Source organism: Serratia sp. NA_13 (assembly GCF_052691735.1).
Genome location: NZ_JBQZFV010000015.1, coordinates 72,431 through 94,677 on the forward strand (window position 1 = coordinate 72,431; position 22,247 = coordinate 94,677).

The 22,247-nt window shown below is 55.7% G+C and carries 16 protein-coding genes; 10 read left to right on the forward strand and 6 right to left on the reverse strand.

What is annotated here, in order from left to right; all coding sequences use genetic code 11:
• The first annotated feature begins 260 nt into the window (after positions 1-260).
• The 5 genes from pyrG to ACUTSU_RS18515 all read left to right on the forward strand — a co-directional run bounded on the left by pyrG (position 261) and on the right by ACUTSU_RS18515 (position 6,398).
• Positions 261-1,898 carry a glutamine hydrolyzing CTP synthase gene (gene pyrG, locus ACUTSU_RS18495; RefSeq protein ID WP_315290083.1) on the forward strand — a complete coding sequence of 546 codons (1,638 nt, stop codon included), beginning with the start codon at positions 261-263 and terminating at the stop codon, positions 1,896-1,898.
• Positions 1,899-1,979: 81 nt separating this feature from the next.
• Complete coding sequence (gene eno / locus ACUTSU_RS18500; RefSeq protein ID WP_445654549.1) at positions 1,980-3,275, forward strand: phosphopyruvate hydratase; 1,296 nt, start codon at positions 1,980-1,982, stop codon at positions 3,273-3,275.
• Between the two features lie 313 nt (positions 3,276-3,588).
• A complete protein-coding gene (locus ACUTSU_RS18505) occupies positions 3,589-4,779 on the forward strand; it encodes an NAD(P)/FAD-dependent oxidoreductase (RefSeq protein ID WP_445651407.1) in 1,191 nt (396 codons plus the stop codon).
• 10 nt (positions 4,780-4,789) lie between these two features.
• The gene (locus tag ACUTSU_RS18510; RefSeq protein ID WP_445654550.1) at positions 4,790-5,161 is read left to right on the forward strand and encodes a hypothetical protein; all 372 of its coding nucleotides are present in this window, start codon (positions 4,790-4,792) and stop codon (positions 5,159-5,161) included.
• A 46-nt stretch (positions 5,162-5,207) separates the two neighbouring features.
• Positions 5,208-6,398 (forward strand): methionine gamma-lyase, encoded by a 1,191-nt coding sequence (locus tag ACUTSU_RS18515; protein ID WP_445651409.1) that lies wholly within the window; start codon positions 5,208-5,210, stop codon positions 6,396-6,398.
• A 46-nt stretch (positions 6,399-6,444) separates the two neighbouring features.
• Here the strand turns inward: ACUTSU_RS18515 and ACUTSU_RS18520 are convergent, their stop codons facing one another.
• The 4 genes from ACUTSU_RS18520 to ACUTSU_RS18535 form a co-directional block, all read right to left on the reverse strand.
• The gene (locus tag ACUTSU_RS18520; RefSeq protein WP_445651410.1) at positions 6,445-7,839 is read right to left on the reverse strand and encodes an amino acid permease; all 1,395 of its coding nucleotides are present in this window, start codon (positions 7,837-7,839) and stop codon (positions 6,445-6,447) included.
• A 100-nt stretch (positions 7,840-7,939) separates the two neighbouring features.
• On the reverse strand, positions 7,940-9,475 hold the full coding sequence (gene hutH / locus ACUTSU_RS18525; protein ID WP_445651411.1) for a histidine ammonia-lyase: 1,536 nt from the start codon (positions 9,473-9,475) through the stop codon (positions 7,940-7,942).
• Positions 9,472-11,163, reverse strand: coding sequence for a urocanate hydratase (hutU, locus tag ACUTSU_RS18530; RefSeq protein WP_129934279.1), 1,692 nt, complete (start codon positions 11,161-11,163; stop codon positions 9,472-9,474). Before hutU ends, hutH begins: the two co-directional genes overlap by 4 nt.
• A gap of 463 nt (positions 11,164-11,626) precedes the next feature.
• Complete coding sequence (locus tag ACUTSU_RS18535; RefSeq protein WP_445651412.1) at positions 11,627-12,964, reverse strand: MFS transporter; 1,338 nt, start codon at positions 12,962-12,964, stop codon at positions 11,627-11,629.
• Positions 12,965-13,287: 323 nt separating this feature from the next.
• Between ACUTSU_RS18535 and queE the strand changes: the two genes are divergently transcribed.
• Positions 13,288-13,959 carry a 7-carboxy-7-deazaguanine synthase QueE gene (queE, locus tag ACUTSU_RS18540; RefSeq protein WP_445651413.1) on the forward strand — a complete coding sequence of 224 codons (672 nt, stop codon included), beginning with the start codon at positions 13,288-13,290 and terminating at the stop codon, positions 13,957-13,959.
• A 138-nt stretch (positions 13,960-14,097) separates the two neighbouring features.
• Here queE and queD read toward each other — a convergent pair whose 3' ends face one another.
• On the reverse strand, positions 14,098-14,457 hold the full coding sequence (gene queD / locus ACUTSU_RS18545; RefSeq protein ID WP_012005257.1) for a 6-carboxytetrahydropterin synthase QueD: 360 nt from the start codon (positions 14,455-14,457) through the stop codon (positions 14,098-14,100).
• A gap of 436 nt (positions 14,458-14,893) precedes the next feature.
• Here queD and cysJ point away from each other — a divergent pair, with 436 nt between their 5' ends.
• The 3 genes from cysJ (at position 14,894) to ACUTSU_RS18560 (ending at position 19,214) form a co-directional block, all read left to right on the forward strand.
• The gene (gene cysJ / locus ACUTSU_RS18550) at positions 14,894-16,693 is read left to right on the forward strand and encodes an NADPH-dependent assimilatory sulfite reductase flavoprotein subunit (RefSeq protein WP_445654551.1); all 1,800 of its coding nucleotides are present in this window, start codon (positions 14,894-14,896) and stop codon (positions 16,691-16,693) included.
• Positions 16,693-18,408 carry an assimilatory sulfite reductase (NADPH) hemoprotein subunit gene (gene cysI / locus ACUTSU_RS18555; protein ID WP_445651415.1) on the forward strand — a complete coding sequence of 572 codons (1,716 nt, stop codon included), beginning with the start codon at positions 16,693-16,695 and terminating at the stop codon, positions 18,406-18,408. The genes cysJ and cysI overlap by 1 nt, the downstream gene beginning before the upstream one ends.
• Positions 18,409-18,479: 71 nt before the next feature.
• Positions 18,480-19,214, forward strand: a complete 735-nt coding sequence (locus ACUTSU_RS18560; RefSeq protein WP_017891640.1) for a phosphoadenylyl-sulfate reductase — start codon at positions 18,480-18,482, stop codon at positions 19,212-19,214.
• A 61-nt stretch (positions 19,215-19,275) separates the two neighbouring features.
• On the opposite strand, the gene ACUTSU_RS18565 is transcribed toward ACUTSU_RS18560, so the two are convergent.
• Entirely contained in the window at positions 19,276-20,349 is a 1,074-nt protein-coding gene (locus ACUTSU_RS18565) for an aminopeptidase (RefSeq protein ID WP_445654552.1), read from the reverse strand.
• 466 nt (positions 20,350-20,815) lie between these two features.
• Here ACUTSU_RS18565 and cysG point away from each other — a divergent pair, with 466 nt between their 5' ends.
• On the forward strand, positions 20,816-22,246 hold the full coding sequence (cysG, locus tag ACUTSU_RS18570; protein ID WP_445651417.1) for a siroheme synthase CysG: 1,431 nt from the start codon (positions 20,816-20,818) through the stop codon (positions 22,244-22,246).
• Position 22,247: the final 1 nt, after the last annotated feature.

Consider the following 22,247-nt stretch of genomic DNA (forward strand, 5'->3'; position numbering starts at 1 on the left):
CGACAGCAAAACGCCAACAAACTGAAATCTAAGGCGTTTTATTGTCTCGAAAGGGCGGGAAAATAAATTTTTCTGTGCTAACTCATTGTTTTAAAAAGACAGGCTCTGGCAGGCCGATAGAGTAAACCCTGATGAACCCTTGATGGTGACAGAGATGATGGACAGTAAAACGATCGTTTGTAGGTCTGGAGAGGTTCGGGTATACTACTTTCCCGTCTTGGTTCTTCCATCGTCTTTAAACCTAAACTCTCAGGTTCAGCATGACAACTAATTATATTTTTGTGACCGGCGGGGTCGTATCCTCTCTGGGTAAAGGCATTGCCGCAGCCTCTCTGGCGGCTATTCTTGAAGCCCGTGGCCTCAACGTTACCATCATGAAACTGGACCCGTACATCAACGTGGATCCGGGCACCATGAGCCCGATTCAGCATGGGGAAGTTTTCGTCACCGAAGACGGCGCAGAAACCGATCTGGATTTGGGTCACTACGAGCGCTACATCCGCACCAAAATGTCGCGCCGCAACAACTTCACCACCGGTCGCATTTACTCCGACGTTCTGCGTAAAGAACGCCGTGGCGACTATCTGGGCGCAACCGTACAGGTCATCCCGCACATCACCAACGCGATCAAAGAGCGCATCCTCGAAGGCGGCGAAGGCCACGACGTGGTGTTGGTTGAGATCGGCGGTACCGTCGGCGATATCGAATCGCTGCCGTTCCTGGAAGCCATCCGCCAGATGGCCGTGGAAGTGGGCCGTGAGCACACCCTGTACATGCACCTGACGCTGGTGCCGTACCTGGCCGCTGCCGGTGAAGTAAAAACCAAACCTACCCAGCATTCCGTAAAAGAGCTGCTTTCCATCGGTATTCAGCCTGATGTGCTGATTTGCCGTTCCGATCGGGCCGTTCCTGCTAACGAACGTGCAAAAATCGCACTTTTCTGTAACGTGCCGGAAAAAGCGGTTATCTCCCTGAAAGACGTTGATTCTATTTATAAAATCCCAGGCCTATTGAAATCTCAGGGGCTTGATGATTATATTTGTAAACGATTCAGCCTCAATGCGCCGGAAGCCAACCTGGCTGAATGGGAGCAGGTGATTTACGAAGAAGCCAATCCGGGCGGCGAAGTGACCATCGGTATGGTCGGCAAATATGTCGAACTGCCGGATGCCTATAAGTCGGTGATTGAAGCCTTGAAACACGGCGGCCTGAAAAATCGTCTGACCGTGAACATCAAGCTGATCGACTCGCAGGATGTGGAAACCCGCGGCGTAGAAGTGCTGAAAGGTCTGGATGCAATCCTGATCCCAGGCGGCTTCGGTTACCGTGGTGTGGAAGGCAAGGTGATGACCGCGCGTTATGCGCGTGAGAATAACATCCCTTACCTGGGCATCTGCCTGGGGATGCAGGTGGCACTGATGGAGTTCGCCCGCAACGTGGTGGGCATGGAGAACGCCAACTCTACCGAGTTTGTACCAGACTGTAAGTACCCGGTGGTGGCGTTGATCACCGAGTGGCGTGACGAAGACGGTAACGTCGAAGTGCGTACTGAAGAAAGCGATTTGGGTGGCACGATGCGTGTCGGTGGTCAGCAATGCCACCTGACCGACAATAGCCTGGTGCGTCAGATGTACGGCGAACCGACCATTGTTGAACGTCATCGTCACCGTTATGAAGTTAACAACATGCTGTTGAAGCAGATCGAAGCCGCCGGGCTGCGTGTTGCCGGCCGTTCCGCAGACAACAAGCTGGTTGAGATTATCGAACTGCCGAATCACCCGTGGTTTGTAGCTTGTCAGTTCCACCCGGAATTTACTTCGACGCCGCGTGATGGTCATCCGTTGTTCGCCGGCTTTGTGAAGGCCGCTGGTGAGTATCAGAAGCGCCAGGTGAAATAAAATATTTGGTAGGCGGCGCGCGGTGAGAACCGCGCGCTGTTTGTCTGGAGTTTTAGTTTAACTTGTACTGAGGAAAACCTAATGTCCAAAATCGTTAAAGTCATCGGTCGTGAAATCATCGACTCCCGCGGTAACCCGACTGTTGAAGCCGAAGTGCATCTGGAAGGCGGTTTCGTAGGTCTGGCTGCTGCGCCGTCAGGTGCTTCTACCGGTTCCCGTGAAGCACTGGAACTGCGTGACGGTGACAAATCTCGTTTCCTGGGTAAAGGCGTACTGAAAGCCGTTGCTGCAGTAAATGGCCCGATTGCTCAGGCAGTACTGGGTAAAGATGCCAAAGACCAGGCTAACATCGACAAGATCATGATCGACCTGGACGGCACCGAAAACAAATCCCAGTTCGGCGCTAACGCCATTCTGGCGGTTTCTCTGGCTGCTGCCAAAGCGGCTGCGGCTTCCAAAGGTATGCCGCTGTATGAGCACATCGCTGAGCTGAACGGCACCCCAGGCAAATTCTCTATGCCACTGCCTATGATGAACATCATCAACGGCGGCGAGCACGCTGACAACAACGTCGATATTCAGGAATTTATGATTCAGCCGGTTGGCGCTAAATCCCTGAAAGAAGCCGTCCGCATCGGTTCTGAAGTTTTCCATCACCTGGCCAAAGTGCTGAAGGCCAAAGGCCTGAACACGGCTGTTGGTGATGAAGGCGGCTATGCACCAAACCTGGGTTCCAACGCTGAAGCGCTGGCGGTTATCGCTGAAGCGGTAAAAGCAGCAGGCTACACGCTTGGCAAAGACGTGACCCTGGCCATGGACTGTGCGGCTTCCGAGTTCTACAAAGACGGTAAATACGTACTGGCCGGCGAAGGCAACAAAGCCTTCACTTCTGAAGAGTTCACTCACTTCCTGGAAGACCTGACCAAACAGTACCCAATCGTGTCCATCGAAGATGGTCTGGACGAATCTGACTGGGATGGTTTCGCATACCAGACCAAAGTGCTGGGCGGCAAAATCCAGCTGGTGGGCGATGACCTGTTCGTTACCAACACCAAGATCCTGAAAGAAGGCATCGAGAAAGGCATCGCTAACTCCATCCTGATCAAATTCAACCAGATCGGTTCTCTGACCGAAACTCTGGCTGCTATCAAGATGGCGAAAGACGCAGGCTACACCGCGGTGATCTCTCACCGTTCAGGTGAAACCGAAGACGCAACTATCGCAGACCTCGCGGTAGGTACTGCGGCTGGCCAGATCAAAACCGGTTCCATGAGCCGTTCTGACCGCGTTGCCAAATACAACCAACTGATCCGTATCGAAGAAGCGCTGGGTTCACGCGCACCGTTCAATGGCCTGAAAGAAGTTAAAGGTCAGTAATAACGGCTTGATTCGTGTTAAATAAAAACCCGCTGCGGCGGGTTTTTTTATGGGAATTATTCATTGAACTATAATTACAGTCAGTTATAGTGTGTTATTTATTAGTGGGTTATTAATTTATTATTTGTGAGATTTAACTCTATAATTTAATTGTAATAATAAAAATCCTAATTATAAATTCCTTTTTGAATTGCTTTATATCTTTTAGTTACTAGACTGCCAGTAAGGCAGAGTACTTATCCCCCGTCGTCCTGCCTCAGTTCGTTTCCCATAACATGGCTGCCGGCCCACTGGCCGGCTGGGCGAGGGCTTGATGATAAACAGGATTGTGATTGTCGGCGGTGGTACCGGCGGCACCATTTTGGCCAATTTACTGGCGGCGAAATTACACCGGGAGATCTTGAATAATAAAGTTGAGTTATTAATGATTTCTGATTCTCCGGCCCACTATTATAAACCGGCATTTATGTACGTTGCCTTTAACGCTTTTTTCCAACAGGAATTAACCCGCTCTCAGCAAAGTCTGCTGCGCCCGGAAATAAAATTTATTGTCGATAAAGCCGAGCGATTCGATTTATCCCAAAGGGTCATTCACTGCCAAAGTGGTAAACATTACCCCTATGATTTTCTGGTGTTTGCCACTGGCTGTGTGCCTTGGCCGGATCGTATCGACGGGTTGGCGCAGGCGGGCGATCATTTTTACCAATATCAGGCCGCCCGGCAGCTGGCCCAAAAGCTGGCAACCATAGAAAAAGGCCGAATCTTTATTACCGTCTCCTTCCCCGAAACTCCTAACGTGCCACATCAGTGCGGCATTGCCCCGATAGAAACTACCTTGATGCTCGATGATTACCTGCGTCGGCGCGGGGTACGTAAGGCGGTTGAAATTGTTTATACCTATCCCAGCGTCTCGCAGTTGCTGCGCAACTGCCTGTTTTTGCAACGCCCGACGGCCGAAGCCTTGCCGGGCATCTTTGCGGCGCGTGATATTCGCCACCAGCGTGGGTTTACCCTCAGCCGGGTCGATGCACAGCAGAAAATCGCCTACTCCGCTGAGGGAGAGGAACAGCCGTTCGATATCCTGATGGCCACGCCGCCGATCCGCGCCGTAGAGGCAGTGCGCAATACCGGCCTTAGTGAGGGCAACAATGGTGAAGGCTGGCTGCCGACCGACCATCAGACGCTGCAGGTCTATGGCCAGCAAGGAATTTACGTCATTGGCGATACGGTGGATCTGCCGGTCAGCAAGGCCGGCGGCTCTTGCCACAATCAGGCTCCGGTGATCGCCGACAATATCGTGGCTGAACTGCGACTGGGCCAGACCGTCAGCCACTACGACGGCAAGGTGCAGGCGATCGCCCAAATGGGGCTGCAGGCCGGTATGCCGCTGGTTTACGACTATCGCCATGATGTATTGCCGACGCCGTCAACCAAGGTGGGCGGCATGCTGCGCAACGGTTTTAATCGCGGGCTCTATTGGGCGACGGTACGCGGGCTGATTTAACGGAGGGTTTATGAACGCATCTGAACAAGCATCCCTGGCACCCTTGCTCGACAAGTTGCAGCCATTGCTGGCCAGTGGGCGGCTCGATAACGTGGTCGATTTATTGTCACTGCTGTCGGACCTGGTGGATATCGCCGATAACGCGCTGGTGGAAAAATTGTCCGGGGTGTTTGAAGGCTTGGTGACGGCAGGCTGGGAAGGGGGAATGGCGCTGAAGATGGCACACACTGAGCTGCAGTCAGATCCCTCGCCCGCTAATTTTCGCTCGCTGTATGCCTTGTTGCGGCAGCCGGATACTTTGCTGGGTCTGATGCTGGTACTGCGCACCCTGCAAATCATCGGCCAGCGGGTACGCAGCAGCGCGCTACCGCCGGACGTTTAAGCGAAATCATTGGAATTGCTTTCACTCACTCAGGAAAGGAGTTGTCATGTCTGCCACATTTCGGCACGGTTTTGCCACACGTGCGATCCACCATGGCTACGATCCCCAGCAATATCTGGGAGCGCTCTGCCCACCGGTGTTTATGAGTTCGACCTTTACCTTCCCGACGGCGGAATACGGCGGTGCCTGTTTTGCCGGTACTGAGTCAGGTTATTTTTATTCGCGTATTGCCAATCCAACGGTCAATCTGCTGGAACAGCGAATTGCCGATCTGGAGGGTGGAGAGGCGGCTGTGGCGTTTGCCTCCGGCATGGGCGCGATTACCGCCTGCTGCTGGACGCTGCTCAGTCCGGGAGATGAGCTGATCGTCGATGAGACAATTTATGGCTGCACCTTCAGCTATTTTCATCATGGGCTGGCGCGCTACGGCGTGAAAATTACCCACGTTGACCTGACCCGGCCGGAGCGGTTGGCGGCGGCGATCGGCCCGCGTACCCGGCTGGTGTATTGCGAAACGCCGGCCAACCCGAATATGCGCCTGGTCGATATTGCAGCAGTGGCCGAGATTGCCCACCGTCAGGGGGCGCTGCTGTTGGTGGATAACACCTATTGCACGCCGTATCTGCAACGACCGCTGGAATTGGGGGCCGACATTGTGGTGCATTCCGCCACCAAATACATCGGCGGACACGGTGACCTGCTGGCCGGGCTGGCGGTAACGCGTCGGGATCTGGCGCAGGACATTCGTTTGGTCGGGCTGAAGGACATGAATGGGGCGGTGTTGTCAGCGCAGGATGCCGCACTGTTACTGCGTGGCCTGAAAACCTTGCCGTTACGTATGGAGCGCCACTGCGACAATGCTCAACGACTGGCGGAAATGCTGGCCCAACATTCGGCGGTAGAACGTGTCTATTATCCTGGTCTGGAAGATTTCCCTCAATATGGGTTGGCGCAGCGGCAAATGGCGCGCCCGGGCGGCATGCTGGCGTTTGAACTCAAAGGCGGTATGGCTGCGGGGATCCGCTTCCTCAATGCGCTGCGTTTGATCTTGCGCGCGGTTAGCCTGGGGGATTGTGAGTCGCTGGCGCAGCATCCCGCCAGCATGACCCACTCGGCCTACAGCCCTGAGGAGCGGCAGCGCCATCATATCAGCGATGGACTGATACGTTTGTCCGCTGGGCTGGAAGATCTTAATGATCTTCAGGCGGACATCCGCCAAGCCTTAGTACTGCTCTAATGATGAAACCCGCATCAGCGGGTTTCATCATGATGACATCAGACAGTTAGGTGTTTTGTGTCGCAGTAGTGACAGGTGAACCCCCGCCTTTTTTGCGCACCCACACCCAGTAAGCTAGGGTAAGGAAGGTCACCCACACCAGCCCGACGTACAGAGCGATGCGACTGTCTTCGAAGTAACCGAGCAGGCCGATAACGAACAGCATAAATATCGTTGCCAGCGCCGGTGCGACCGGCCACCACGGCACCGGGAAACTCAGCTTGCTGACCTCCTGTGGTGTCAGGGTGCGGCGCATGGCAATCTGCGAAAGCAGGATCATCAGCCATACCCAGACGGTGGCGAAAGTGGCGATGGAGGCGATGATCATAAATACCTGTTTTGGGATCAGGTAATTGAGTACCACGCCGAGCAGCAGGGCGACCGACATCACCAACACCGTCATCCAGGGCACGCCACTGGAGGTCAGTTTGGAGAAGCTTTTCGGTGCCTGACCATCCTGCGCCATGCCGTACATCATGCGGCCTGCGCCAAAGATGTCGCTGTTAATGGCGGAAATGGCGGCGGTGATCACCACCACGTTCAGTACGTTGGCGGCCGAGCTGATGCCCAGATTGCTGAAGATCTCAACAAAGGGGCTGCCATTCTGGCCGATGCTGTTCCACGGATAGATAGCCATCAGCACCAGCAGCGTCAGCACATAAAACAGCAAAATGCGGATCGGTACGGCATTGATCGCCTTCGGCAGCACTTTCGCGGGGTCTTGTGCCTCGCTGGCGGTAATGCCGATGATTTCAATGCCGCCAAAGGCGAACATCACCACCGCCAATGAAGCGATCACGCCGCCGATGCCATTAGGCATAAAGCCGCCGTGCGCCCACAGATTGCTGATGCCAGTGGCGTGCTGAGTCTGGCCAAAACCAAACAGCATCACGGCCGCACCGCCGACGATCATCGCCACAATGGCGGCAACCTTGATCAGCGACAGCCAGAACTCCATTTCGCCGAACACTTTCACGCTGCACAGATTGAGCGCGCCGATAAACATGATAATACTGAGTACCCACACCCATTGGGCGACGTCCGGGAACCACAGCCCCATATAGATGCCGAAGGCGGTCACGTCCGCTAGGGCGACAATCACCATTTCGAAGGTATAGGTCCAGCCGGTGAGGAAACCGGCCAGCGGGCCAAGATAGTGACTGGCGTAGTGGCCGAACGAACCGGAAACCGGCTGATGTACCGCCATTTCTCCCAGCGCGCGCATGACCATAAAGACCGCCGCGCCGCCCACCAGATAGGCCAGCAGCACCGCAGGACCAGCCAGTTGGATCGCTCCGGCGGAGCCGTAGAACAGCCCTGTGCCGATGGCGGATCCGAGTGCCATAAAGCGGATATGTCGCGCGTTTAATCCGCGTCTGAGTTGTAGTGTTTCGTTATGCATGTTGCTTCCCGTCAAGTTTTTACGGCAGAACAGGCACGCGCTATCCGCACCGGGCGGATAGCGCCCGGTGGGACAGAACAAACTGCGTGGTAGGTGTTATTTATGCCTGGCTAGGCAGCAGTGCTGCAGGCATTAGCGAGGTCAGGTGACCGGCCGCCAACAGCAGGCTGGCAGCTTCAATGTCGGGGGCGAAGAAACGATCCTTATCGTAGTAACTGACTTGCTCGCGCAGTGTGTGACGGGCCTGCTCCAGGCTTTCGGTGGTTTTCAGCCCTTTACGCAGATCCAGCCCCTGGCAGGCAGCCAGCCACTCGACGGCCAGAATGCCGCGAACGTTATCCGCCATTTCCCACAGGCGACGACCGGCGGCCGGTGCCATGGAAACGTGATCTTCCTGGTTGGCGGAGGTTGGAATGCTGTCGACACTGGCCGGGTGCGCCAGCGCCTTGTTTTCGCTGGTCAGTGCCGCGGCGGTCACCTGGGCAATCATAAAGCCGGAGTTCACGCCGCCGTTGTCCACCAGGAAAGGTGGCAGCTGCGACATGTGTTTATCCATCATCAGCGAGATGCGGCGTTCGGACAGTGAACCGATTTCGGCAAACGCCAGCGCCAGATTGTCGGCGGCCATGGCGACCGGTTCGGCGTGGAAGTTGCCGCCGGACAGCACGTCGCCCTGTTCAGCAAAGACCAGTGGGTTGTCGGACACCGCGTTGGCTTCAATTTCCAGTACTTCGGCGGCCTGGCGAATCTGCGTCAGGCAGGCACCCATCACCTGTGGTTGGCAGCGCAGGGAGTAGGGATCTTGCACTTTTTCACAGTTGCGGTGTGAATCGGACACTTCACTGCGCTCGCCCAGCAGATGGCGGTAAGCGGCGGCGGCGTCAATCTGACCACGTTGACCGCGCACGGCATGAATGCGCGCATCAAACGGGCTGCGTGAGCCCAGAGCGGCTTCCACCGTCAGGCTACCGGTGACCGTTGCTGCAGCGTACAGGTCTTCTACGTCAAACAAACCGCGCAGGGCAAAGGCGGCGGAAACCTGGGTGCCGTTCAGCAGTGCCAGGCCTTCTTTGGCCGCCAGCGTCAGCGGCTTCAGGCCCGCTTTGGCTAGCGCTTCGGTGGCAGGCAGCCATTCACCCCGATAACGGGCCTTGCCTTCACCCAACAACACCAGACTCATGTGTGCCAGCGGTGCCAAGTCGCCGGAGGCACCCACGGAGCCTTTCAGCGGGATATGCGGATAGACTTCGGCGTTGACCAGCGCCATCAGCGCCTGGATCACTTCCAGGCGGATGCCGGAGAAGCCGCGTGACAGGCTGTTGATTTTCAGCACCATAATCAGGCGCACCAGATTGTCGTCGGTGGGGGCACCGACGCCGGCGGCATGTGACAGCACGATAGAACGCTGCAGGTCTTCCAGATCTTCGCGGGCGATGCGGGTGGAGGCTAGCAGGCCGAAACCGGTGTTGATACCGTAGGTGGTACGGTTTTCCTCAACGATACGCTCAACGCAGGCAACGCTTTTCTGGATATCTGCGTAGGCATTGTCGTCCAGAGTCAGGGTGACCGGGTGTTGATAAATTTCACGCAGTTGCGCCAGCGTCAGTTGGCCAGGGCGGATAGTCAGCGCTTTCATGCTTTGTCTCCTTGAGTCGCAGCCACCATCGGCAGGTTCAAACCTTGCTCGCGGGCGCATTCAATGGCGATGTCGTAACCGGCATCGGCGTGACGCATTACGCCGGTGGCCGGGTCGTTATGCAATACGCGGGCGATGCGTTCCGCGGCTTCATCGGTGCCGTCACAAACGATAACCATACCGGAGTGCTGGGAGAAGCCCATGCCGACGCCGCCGCCGTGGTGCAGGGAAACCCAGGTCGCGCCGCTGGCAGTGTTGAGCAGGGCGTTGAGCAGCGGCCAGTCGGACACGGCGTCTGAGCCGTCTTTCATTGATTCGGTTTCACGGTTCGGGCTGGCGACCGAGCCGGAGTCCAGATGGTCACGGCCGATGACGATAGGTGCGGACAGCTCGCCGCTACGCACCATTTCGTTGAACGCCAGACCCAGTTTGGCGCGCTGGCCCAGGCCGACCCAGCAGATACGTGCCGGCAGACCCTGGAAGCTGATGCGCTCGCGTGCCATATCCAGCCAGCGGTGCAGATGCTCGTCATCCGGGATCAGCTCTTTAACCATGGCGTCGGTTTTGTAGATGTCTTGCGGATCGCCAGACAGCGCGGCCCAGCGGAACGGGCCAACACCGCGGCAGAACAGAGGGCGGATATAGGCCGGTACGAAGCCTGGGAAGTCAAAGGCATTGCTGACGCCCATTTCTTTCGCCATCTGACGAATGTTGTTGCCGTAGTCGAAGGTTGGCACGCCCATTTTCTGGAACGCCAGCATGGCTTCGACGTGTTCGGCCATTGACTGTTTGGCGGCGATCACTACCTGAGCGGGTTCGGTCAGCGCACGCTGACGGTATTCTTCCCAGCTCCAACCTTTAGGCAGGTAGCCGTTCAGCGGGTCGTGGGCGCTGGTCTGGTCGGTGACCATGTCTGGGCGCACACCGCGGCGTACCAACTCCGGTAGAACGTCCGCCGCGTTACCGCACAGGGCGATGGAGATGGCTTTGCCTTCGGCGGTGTATTTCTTGATGCGGGCGAGTGCGTCGTCCAGATCCACCGCTTGTTCATCGACATAGCGGGTTTTCAGGCGGAAATCGATGCGGCTCTGCTGGCATTCGATGTTCAGCGAGCAAGCGCCTGCCAGCGTGGCAGCCAGCGGCTGCGCGCCACCCATGCCACCCAGACCGGCGGTCAGTACCCAGCGGCCCTGCAGGCTGCCGTCATAATGCTGGCGACCCGCTTCCACGAAGGTTTCGTAGGTGCCCTGGACGATGCCCTGGCTACCGATGTAAATCCAGCTGCCGGCGGTCATCTGGCCGTACATGGCCAGGCCTTTGGCGTCGAGTTCGTTAAAGTGTTCCCAGGTTGCCCAGTGTGGCACCAGGTTGGAGTTGGCGATCAGTACGCGTGGCGCGTTGCTGTGGGTTTTGAAAACCCCGACCGGCTTGCCGGACTGCACCAGCAGGGTTTCGTCGTCTTCCAGGGTTTTCAGGGTGGCGACAATTTTGTCGTAGCAATCCCAGTCACGCGCGGCGCGGCCGATACCGCCGTATACCACCAGCTCATGCGGGTTCTCCGCCACTTCAGGATCGAGGTTGTTCATCAGCATGCGCAACGGCGCTTCGGTCAGCCAGCTTTTTGCATTTAATTTTGTGCCGCGTGGCGCGCGTACTTCGACATTGCGAACTTTGTTATTTGCAGTCACAGCATTTTCCTCAAACAGTATTGGTGCAGAATCCCATAACGCGGTGGGGTAAATCACCACGCCATAACAATGCGTAGGGTTTATTAACATATACTTGTATGTACAAGCATATGCAACACCGACCAGTGGAGGACGAAAATGGCATAAGAGAAAGTTATTTTTGTTAATAATCAATGTGATGATATTTAATCGGACGTTGAGGTCATTAGCTGGGCAGGGGAGAACAGTGAGCTATTCGACAAAAATGAATTAAAAATGGGTCAATTTTGCGCGTCAAATCACAATAAATTCACATACCTATTACAAGTTAGGGGCTGTGATAAAAAAGTCGTATCGCTGGAAGCAAAACGCCCGCCAGAAGGCGGGCACATCATAGATAAAGTTTAGCTGAAGTAGTCCCCTCTCCCAAGGGAATAGGGGGACTACTTCAGTGATAATTACGTGGTATGGTGGGTATACAACCTTATGCTGCAGGCTGTAACACCGCTCGACGGGTCATTTTGAATACCGTGGCGATAGCGGCGATCAACGCCGGCACGCACAGGAACATCAAAATACTCTGCACTTCCCACTGCATGGCCAGCAGTTGCGCCCCCATCATGGTTCCCGCCACGCCACCAAAGCGACCGATGCCCTGCATCCAGGCAATGCCGGTTGCGCGACTATGGGTTGGGTAAAAGGTCGCCGCCAGCGTTTGCAGGCCGGACTGCGCACCGTTCATGGTAATCCCCATCAGGAAGATAAAGGTGCCCAGCAGCACGATATGGCTGTCCTCGGTGGCCATCGCCACGATCAGCAGTGCGGTAATGACAAAGCCGCTCGACACCACCTTGTGGGCGTTCCAGCGGTCCATCAGCCAGCCGGCTACCAGAATGCCAAGGGTTCCACCGAAGGTGAACAGCGAGGTCAGGATCGCCGACTGCTCCAATTGATAGCCCAGCCCCTGCATCAGAATGGGCATCCAGCTCAGCAACACGTAATAAATCACCAGCCCCATAAAATAGGTCAGCCACAGCATCAGCGTACCGGTCAGATAAGGCCGGGTGAACAACAGGCCGACGCTGGTTTTTGACTGGGCCAATTTCTCTTCGTACAGATAGAAGCGCGTTACCTTGTCCAGGTCCTGGCTGACAAAACGCTGGGCAATGCGTTTGATTTTGATCGCGTCTTTGCCGCGGTTAACCATGTACTTCACCGATTCCGGAAGAAACAGGATCAACAACACCGTCAACACCAGCGGAGCGATCGCTCCCAGCAACAGCACGCTGTGCCAGCCATAGGCCGGGATAAGCCATGACGAAATCGCTCCGCCGCCTGCGGCACCCAGAGGGAAACCACAGTACATGGTGTTAATTGCCAATGAACGGCAGCGCTGCGGTGCATATTCGGAAATCAGCGTGATGGCGTTCGGCATTGCCGCTCCCAGCCCTAGACCGGTGAGAAAACGCCACAGCGTCAGGCTATTGAGCGAGTCGGCATAGGCGGTGGCCAGACTCGAAAGACCGAAGAACAGGCATGAAAACACCAATACCCGTTTGCGACCGATACGATCGGAGATTGGCCCGGCAACCAGCGCACCGAGTGACAGGCCCAACAGGGCGGCGCTCAGTACCGGACCGAGATCCTGTTTTACAATGCCCCAGTCTTTGGCGACCGAAGGGGCGATATACCCCATGGCTGCAGTGTCAAAGCCATCAATGGCCAGGATCAGGAATCCCAAAATGATCAAGGTCCAGTGAAACAGCGAGAATTTGCTGTCGTCGATGGCCTGCTGAATATTCAATTCGGTGGAATGAGCCATAGCACCCTCTAAACGCAGATGTGATTGTGATGAATGAACCGCCGGAACTGGCGTCCGACTTGTGCTTGCCTGTATATACATCTGCGTATGAGCGGTTTATGTCAAATATATTTATCTTATACGTTATCTAAATGTTGTTTTTGCGGAGCGGATTACATTGTCAGCGGCAGGAGATTGCACAGTAAGTGAATTAAATGAAGTCGATAGCCGGTGAGATAAGCTGGTAGCAGCACGGCGGATAAAATTTAATACAATTTCGCCTGTTTGGTCGCCGGGCTGGAATCTGCGATAATCCCTTTTTACCTATCCAGATTGAGAAACCGATGCAGTACCCGATTAATGAAATGTTCCAAACCTTGCAGGGCGAAGGCTTTTTTACCGGCGTTCCGGCCATTTTTATCCGTCTGCAGGGCTGCCCGGTAGGATGCAGCTGGTGCGATACCAAACATACCTGGGAAAAGGAAGCCAATCGGGAAGTGGATATGCAACGGATTCTGGTGAAAACCGAAGAGAGCGATGCCTGGGGCAGCGCCAGTGCCGAGCAGTTACTGGCAGTCATTCGCCAACAAGGCTACACCGCTCGCCACGTGGTGATCACCGGCGGCGAACCCTGCATTTACGATCTGACCCCGCTGACCGAATTGCTGGAAGACGATGGCTATGGTTGCCAGATTGAAACCAGCGGCACTCATGAGATCCAATGTTCGGCGAAAACCTGGGTAACGGTTTCACCCAAGGTGAATATGCGCGGTGGCATGAAGGTGTTGAGTCAGGCTTTGCAACGTGCTGATGAAGTGAAGCATCCGGTCGGACGCGAGCGTGATATTGAAGCGCTGGATGCGCTGCTGGCGACCCTGCACGATGAGAAACCACGGATTATCGCATTGCAGCCGATCAGTCAGAAGGAAGAGGCGACCCGCCTGTGTATTGAAACCTGCATAGCGCGCAACTGGCGCCTGTCGATGCAAACGCATAAGTATTTGAATATTGCTTAAGAACGGTTAAACCAGATCCCGAAATAATTGGAGTGGCATCAAGGCGGCCAGCAAACGAAGCCCGATGAGCTGACATCGGTCAGTGATTCGGGGGAGTGAGCGCAGCCAACACCGATGCCACTTCAAGTATGAAGGGGATCAGCCTTTATATACGCATCCTGCGGTACAAGTCTCTTTCACCATCACCGCAGTCAGTTCCGGCAACTGGGGTTTGAGCTGCTGCCAAATCCAGGCTGCAAGGACTTCGCTGGTGGGATTTTCCAATCCTGGAATATCATTGAGATAATTGTGATCCAGGCGCTCCCAGATTGGGGAGAACACGGCTTTAAGCTCGGCGAAATCCATCACCCAACCGGTGTGTGCATCCACTTCACCGGTCACTTCCAGACGCACCATAAACGAATGCCCATGCAGACGGCCGCATTTATGGCCCTCCGCTACGTTCGGCAAGCGGTGTGCGGCTTCAAACTGAAAATCTTTAAACAGCGTGGTTGCCATTATTACGGCCTCATTGACTCAAAAACCGCCGAAGTTTACCGGAAACGGAGCTTGCTTGCCATTTATACCGCTTTGGTCTATCGGTAGCGCGAGCAAAGTTGGCTTAACACTTTTTTTGTTTGGTATGAATGAGACCTATCGATTGGGGTAATGAGTGCTAAATGCGATTCATTCAACAATAGTCAAAAAAACGGTTTAATTTTCATGTGGATAAAAAAATCCGCTTAGCGCTTTAAGCACTATCCGTTACCAGAAAAACAGCTTAGTCATTTTAGTTATTATTTATTGCTATCCCTTATTTAATCGTTGCCAATCGGCTGGGTAACCTTACAAACTCTCCTGATCTTTTCAGGACCGCAGACCGAACGAAAAAAGGCGGCTGACACTGGCGAGCACCTGGCTGGATAGGTGCCATGTATAGGAAATAAGTACTGCAATGACGACTCAGGCACCTCCAACATCTTTGCTCCCGCTGACGCCCGAACAGCTCTCAAGCCTGCAGGCAGCGATTGGTGAATATTCATCAACGCAACTGGCGTGGCTGTCAGGTTATTTCTGGGGAATGGTAAATCAACAGCCGGGCAGCGTTGCCATTGCGCCGGTAGCTTCCGCTGCCGCCAGCATCACGCTGATCTCTGCTTCACAGACTGGCAATGCACGCCGTCTGGCGGAACAGCTGCGCGACGATCTGTTGGCCGCCAAGCTGAGCGTCACCCTGGTGAATGCCGGTGACTACAAGTTCAAACAGATTGCCCAGGAACGTTTGCTGGTGATCGTCGCCTCTACGCAGGGGGAAGGCGAGCCAGCGGAAGAGGCGGTAGCGCTGCATAAATTCCTGTTCTCGAAGAAGGCACCCAAGCTAAACGAAACCGCGTTTGCGGTATTCGGCCTGGGGGACACTTCCTACGAAAACTTCTGTCAGTCGGGTAAAGACTTCGATGGCAAGCTGGCCGAACTGGGGGCAGAGCGCCTGGTTGAGCGGGTTGACGCCGATGTGGAATATCAGGAACTGGCCACTGCCTGGCGTAAACAGGTAGTGGCAGTGCTGAAAGCACGCGCGCCGGCGGAAAATGCTGCACCGGGCGTGTTGGCCAGCGGCGCAGTTGATCTGCCGGGCAGCAGCCCGTACAGCAAAGAACAGCCGTTGACCGCGCAACTGGCGGTGAAACAAAAAATTACCGGCCGTGCGTCAGATAAAGACGTACGCCATATCGAGATTGATCTGGGCGATTCTGGTCTGCGCTACCGACCGGGTGACGCGCTGGGCGTCTGGTTCGATAACGATCCTGCGCTGGTGGACGAACTGGTACAACTGCTATGGCTGAAAGGCGACGAGCCGGTGGAGGTCGAAGGTAAAACTCTGCCGCTGGCGCAAGCGTTGCGCAGCCATTTCGAATTGACGCAGAACACTACGCTGATCGTCGACAAATACGCGGCGCTGTCGCGTGATGAGAAGCTGATTGGCCTGCTGGCAGATAAAGCTGCGCTGCAGCATTACGCGCACAATACGCCGATTGTCGATATGGTGCGTCAGGCACCGGCCGATCTCAACGCCGAACAGTTGATTGGCCTGCTGCGTCCGTTGACGCCGCGCCTGTATTCCATCGCTTCGTCGCAGGCTGAAAACGAAAACGAAGTGCACGTTACCGTTGGCGTGGTGCGATACGACATCGACGGTCGTGCTCGTGCCGGAGGCGCTTCCAGCTTCTTGGCTGATCGCCTGGAAGAAGATGGCGATGTGCGGGTGTTCATCGAGCACAACGACAACTTCCGCCTGCCGCCCAACCCGGAAACGCCGGTGATCATGATTGGCCCCGGTACCGGCATTGCGCCGTTCCGCGCCTTTATGCAGCAGCGTGACGCTGACGGTGCCGCCGGTAAGAATTGGCTGTTCTTCGGCAACCCGCACTTTACCGAAGATTTCCTGTATCAGGTCGAATGGCAGCGCTATGTTAAGGATGGCCTGCTGACCCGCATCGATCTGGCCTGGTCGCGCGATCAACAGCATAAAGTCTACGTACAAGACAAACTGCGCGAACAGGGCGCAGAGGTATGGCGTTGGATCCAGGAAGGCGCGCATATTTACGTCTGTGGCGATGCCAACCGCATGGCAAAAGACGTAGAAAACACATTACTGGAACTGGTGGCCGAGCACGGTGGTATGGATACCGAGCTGGCGGATGAATTTTTAAGTGAGCTGCGCCTTGAGCGCCGTTATCAGCGAGATGTTTACTGATGAGTGATAAACACCCAGGGCCTCTGGTGGTTGAAGGCAAATTGGCCGATGCCGAGCGTTTGAAGAAAGAAAGCAACTTCCTGCGCGGCACCATCGCTGAAGATTTGAAGGATGGCCTGACCGGTGGCTTTACCGGTGACAACTTCCTGCTGATCCGTTTTCACGGCATGTACCAGCAGGACGACCGTGATATCCGTGCCGAACGTGCCGAGCAGAAGCTGGAGCCGCGCCACGCGATGATGCTGCGCTGCCGTCTGCCGGGGGGAATTATCTCTCCTCAGCAGTGGCTGGGTATTGATAAGTTCGCGCAGGAAAGCACCCTGTACGGCAGCATTCGTATCACCAACCGCCAGACCTTCCAGTTCCATGGCATTTTGAAGGGCAACGTTAAGCCGGTTCACCAACTGCTGGGCCGCCTGGGGCTGGACGCGCTGGCTACCGCCAACGACGTTAACCGCAACGTGCTTTGTACTTCTAACCCGGTGGAGTCAGAGCTGCATCAGGAAGCCTACGAATGGGCGAAGAAGATTTCCGAACACCTGTTGCCGCGCACCCGCGCCTACGCAGAAGTGTGGCTGGATCAGGAAAAAGTGGCGACCACCGACGAAGAGCCGATCCTCGGTGCGACCTACCTGCCACGCAAGTTTAAAACCACGGTGGTGATCCCGCCGCAAAACGACGTTGACCTGCACGCCAACGACATGAACTTTGTGGCGATCGCCAAAAACGGCAAGTTGGTGGGCTTCAACCTGTTGGTAGGTGGCGGCCTGTCGATAGAACATGGCAACAAGAAAACTTATGCACGCCAGGCCAGCGAATTCGGCTACATCCCGCTGGAACACACGCTGGCGGTCGCCGAAGCGGTAGTGACCACCCAGCGCGACTGGGGTAATCGTACCGATCGTAAAAATGCCAAAACCAAATACACGCTGGAGCGCGTCGGGGTGGATATTTTCCGCGCCGAAGTAGAAAAACGTGCAGGTATCACATTTGAGCCGATCCGCCCGTACGAATTCACCGGTCGTGGCGATCGCATTGGTTGGGTGAAAGGTATCGATAACCAATGGCACCTGACGCTGTTTATTGAGAACGGTCGGTTGTTGGATTACCCGGGGCGTCCGCTGAAAACCGGCGTTGCCGAGATTGCGCGTATCCATAAAGGGGATTTCCGCCTGACTGCCAACCAGAACTTGATCGTCGCCGGTGTGCCGGAAAGCGAGAAGGCGAAGATCGAAGCGCTGGCGCGGGATCATGGCCTGATCGACGATGGGGTCAGCGTACAGCGCCAAAACTCGATGGCTTGCGTATCCTTCCCAACCTGCCCGTTAGCCATGGCGGAGGCCGAGCGTTTTCTGCCTGAGTTCGTCACCAAGGTGGAAGGGATCCTGCATCGGCACGGCGTGGGGGACGAGCATATCGTATTGCGCATCACCGGCTGCCCGAATGGCTGTGGCCGCGCGCTGCTGGCGGAGATTGGCCTGGTGGGTAAAGCGGTAGGTCGCTATAACCTGCATTTGGGCGGTAACCGGGAAGGCACGCGTATACCGCGTATGTATCGTGAAAATATTAACGAAGAAGAAATTCTGCGTGAGATTGACCAACTGGTAGGCCGTTGGGCCACTGAGCGCACGGCAGGCGAGGGCTTTGGTGATTTCACCATTCGCGCCGGTGTGGTCAAGCCGGTGGTTGATCCGGCGCAGGATTTCTGGGACTGACGCCATTTGGCCCCGCTGATACAAGGGGCTGGATCTGCGCGGTATGATTCAAGCATCAGGAGGCAGGCAACATGGCTGAATTCAATCTGGCGGAGCTCAATGCGCTGCCCAAATCAGGGCAGGCGTTGGCACTGGCGGTGGTTAATGGTCAGTTGGAAACTCTTTCTGCCGAGCAACGTGTCGAATGGGCGCTGGAGCATTTGCCGGGCGAGTTTGTACTCTCCTCAAGCTTTGGCATCCAGGCGGCGGTGTGTCTGCATTTGGTAACCCGGATCAAGCCGGATATCCCGGTGATCCTCACCGATACAGGCTATCTGTTCCCGGAAACCTATCAGTTTATCGATCAGTTGGCCGACAAACTGAAGTTGAACCTGCAGGTGTTCCGTGCCGAGCAGTCGCCTGCCTGGCAGGAGGCACGCTACGGCAAACTGTGGGAGCAGGGCGTTGAGGGGATTGAGAAATACAACCAAATTAACAAGGTTGAGCCGATGAACCGCGCGCTGGAAACCCTCGGCGGGCAGACATGGTTTGCCGGCCTGCGTCGCGAACAATCAGGCAGTCGTGCTCACCTGCCGGTGTTAGCGGTACAGCGCGGGGTGTTCAAGATCCTGCCGATTATCGACTGGGACAACCGCAAGATTTATCAGTACCTGACCGAGCACGGCCTGAGTTATCACCCGCTGTGGGAACAAGGCTATCTGTCGGTCGGGGATACCCATACCACGCAGAAATGGGAACCGGGCATGAGCGAGGAAGAAACCCGCTTCTTCGGCCTGAAGCGCGAGTGCGGCCTGCACGAAGGCTAATATCCGATTAAACTGACCAAAGGCTCAGCATTGGCTGGGCCCTTGGTGTTTCTGTGGGGGATTACTTTTTCTTTGCTGCTTTCGGCGGATGCGCTCGCGCCAGCTCTTTGATCAGCGGCAACAGGATCTGCACGCTCTCGCGGCTGCGCTTGTCGATTCGTCCTGGCAAATTACGCTCCAAGTATTGCAGATTATCGTACTGTGGGCGGTGCCAACTCATGCCCTGTGGGAAGTGTGGGCTGACGGCACGTTGCTGATAGCCGTCTTTGTTGCCCAGCGACCAGTTGGTGGCTTCTACGGACAGCACCGGAATAGCGGCTTTATCAAACACTTCCTGATCGGAACAGCAGCCGGTGCCTTTCGGATGCTCCTGGCTGCCCGGGTTAGTGGCGGCGGCAATGCCATAGCGGTGGGCAATGTCCAGTGCACGATCGCGGCTTTGTTTCGCCAGCTTCGGTGGCGTGTTGCGACCGGTGTTGAAATACAGGCGATCGCCGGTGATCAGGCTGTCGAGGTTAATCACCAGCACCGTATTGCGTTTTTCTTCCGGGCTCATGCGCTGCAGATAGTTCTGCGCCCCCAATGAGCCGATCTCTTCCGCGCTGGTGGCAACAAAGCGCAGGCCGTAAGTCGTGGGAATGTTCTTCAGGCGCTCTGCCAACTCCAGCATTACGCCGATGCCGGAGGCATTGTCATCGACCCCCTGTAGCGTCAGGCCGCCGAGGTTGTTATCCAGATCGGCGTCGCTTTGTGGCGTATAGGTATCAAAATGCGCCACGATCAGAATTTGCTGCGGATTGCTGCCATTTTTAGCGGCGATCACTGAGCTGGCGGTAACATTATTCCAGTTCTTTTTGCCGTCTTTAGTGGTGTAGAGATAGCGGGTATTGAAGCTGCGGATATCGCTCTGATAATCCATCTTGCTGAACTGCTGGTTGAGATAGTCTGCGGTGAGCAACTCGGCCGGGCTACCTGCCATACGGCCGGGGAAATAGGTAGCGATATGACGGATTTGGTCAGCGGCGAATTTACCCATCGGGAGATCTTTCGCGGTTTGTGTGGCGGCAGAAGCGCTGAAAACACCGCCGAGCACTGCCATCAGCAGGCCGGCCTTCAGATAAAAGCGGGAAAACATACCGAAAAATCCTTCTTTTTAATGTCGGTAATACCGATTCTTTTTGCGGCCCTCAGTATGAGACTCGGCGGCAGATTAAACAATTTCCAGCGCTCTTAAATTTACGCGGCACAGGCAAAATTTCGGTACGGTGTGCAACTTATGATGTCTAACTTTGTTCCGAGCAAAATACTTTGCGAAATGCCGGGCATTTTACGGGAATTGATATTTAGCCATGATTATAGTGTGGTTTTTTCTCCAAAGGTAAGGTTCATACGGATCGAAGGAGAAACCCCGATGCTGGACAAGTGCGATAACAGGAGCAGTCTGGATAATGACTGCGGTCTTGCCAGCGTGAAACCGCCGCAAACCCTGACACTGCGGCCTATATTCCATAAAAGAACTAGTCATTCCTTTTCGTCATTTCAGAGGCTAAATCTCAGCCCGTATAGTCACACTATCCTTCTGCATAGATGAAAAGGCTGTTGTGGACTATCTACCTATATTTGCCGACCTAAAACAACGTCCGGTGTTGGTCGTTGGCGGCGGTGAAGTGGCTGCGCGCAAAGTTGACTTCCTCCTGCGTGCCGGGGCTGAAATACGGATAGTTGCGCAGTCACTCTCACCGATACTCGAACAACTGCGTCAGCAGGGGCAAATCTACTGGCTGGGGCAGGCTTTTGCCGCTGAGCAACTCGATGAGGTGTTCCTGGTGATTGCCGCCACCGATGACAGTGCGCTGAATGCCGAGGTGTTTAGCGAGGCGGATAAACGCCGGGTGCTGGCCAACGTAGTGGACGATCAGCCGCGCTGTTCGTTTATCTTCCCGTCGATTATCGACCGTTCACCCTTGGTGGTAGCCGTCTCTTCCAGCGGTCAGGCACCGGTGCTGGCACGCATGCTGCGTGAAAAACTTGAGGCCTTGTTGCCCGCCAGTCTGGGACAGATGGCTGAGGTCGCCGGGCGCTGGCGCGGTCAGGTGAAGCAACGGCTGCATGCCATTGGCGAACGCCGCCGCTTTTGGGAAAAAACCTTTGGCGGCCGCTTCGCAACGCTGGTGGCCAATGGCCAAACCGCCGAGGCGCAGCGGCAACTGGAGCAGGACTTAGAGCAGTTTGCACAGGGCAGCGAAGGCACTCAGGGCGAAATTGCCCTGGTGGGGGCCGGGCCGGGCGAAGTGGGGTTACTGACCCTGCGAGGGCTGCAGGTGATGCAGCAGGCCGACGTGGTGCTGTACGACCATCTGGTCAGCGATGAAATCCTTGATTTGGTTCGGCGCGATGCCGAACGCATCTGCGTGGGTAAACGCGCCGGTGCACACTCGGTGATCCAGGAAGAAACCAATCGTCTGCTGGTGGAACTGGCACGGCAGGGCAAACGTGTGGTGCGGCTGAAGGGGGGCGATCCCTTTATCTTTGGCCGCGGTGGTGAAGAGTTACAGGTGGCCGCCGCCGCGGGTATTCCGTTCCAGGTGGTACCGGGAGTAACGGCCGCCGCCGGGGCAACCGCCTATGCCGGTATCCCGCTGACGCACCGCGATCACGCACAAAGCGTTACCTTTATCACTGGCCACTGTCGTCCCGACGGCGATGGGCTGGACTGGGCAGATTTGGCGCGTGCGCGCCAGACTCTGGCTATCTACATGGGCACCATGAAGGCGGCGGATATCAGCCAGCGCCTGATAGCTCATGGGCGTGCGGCCACAACGCCGGTGGCGGTAATCAGTCGTGGCACCCGTGCGGATCAACTGGTGCAAACCGGCACGTTGCAACAACTCGAACAATTGGCTCAACAGGCACCGTTACCGGCGCTGCTGGTGATCGGCGAAGTGGTGGAATTACATCACCAAATCGCCTGGTTTGGGCATCAACCGCAGGCGGAAGGGGTATCACGCCCAGCCGTCGTGAATTTGGCTTAAG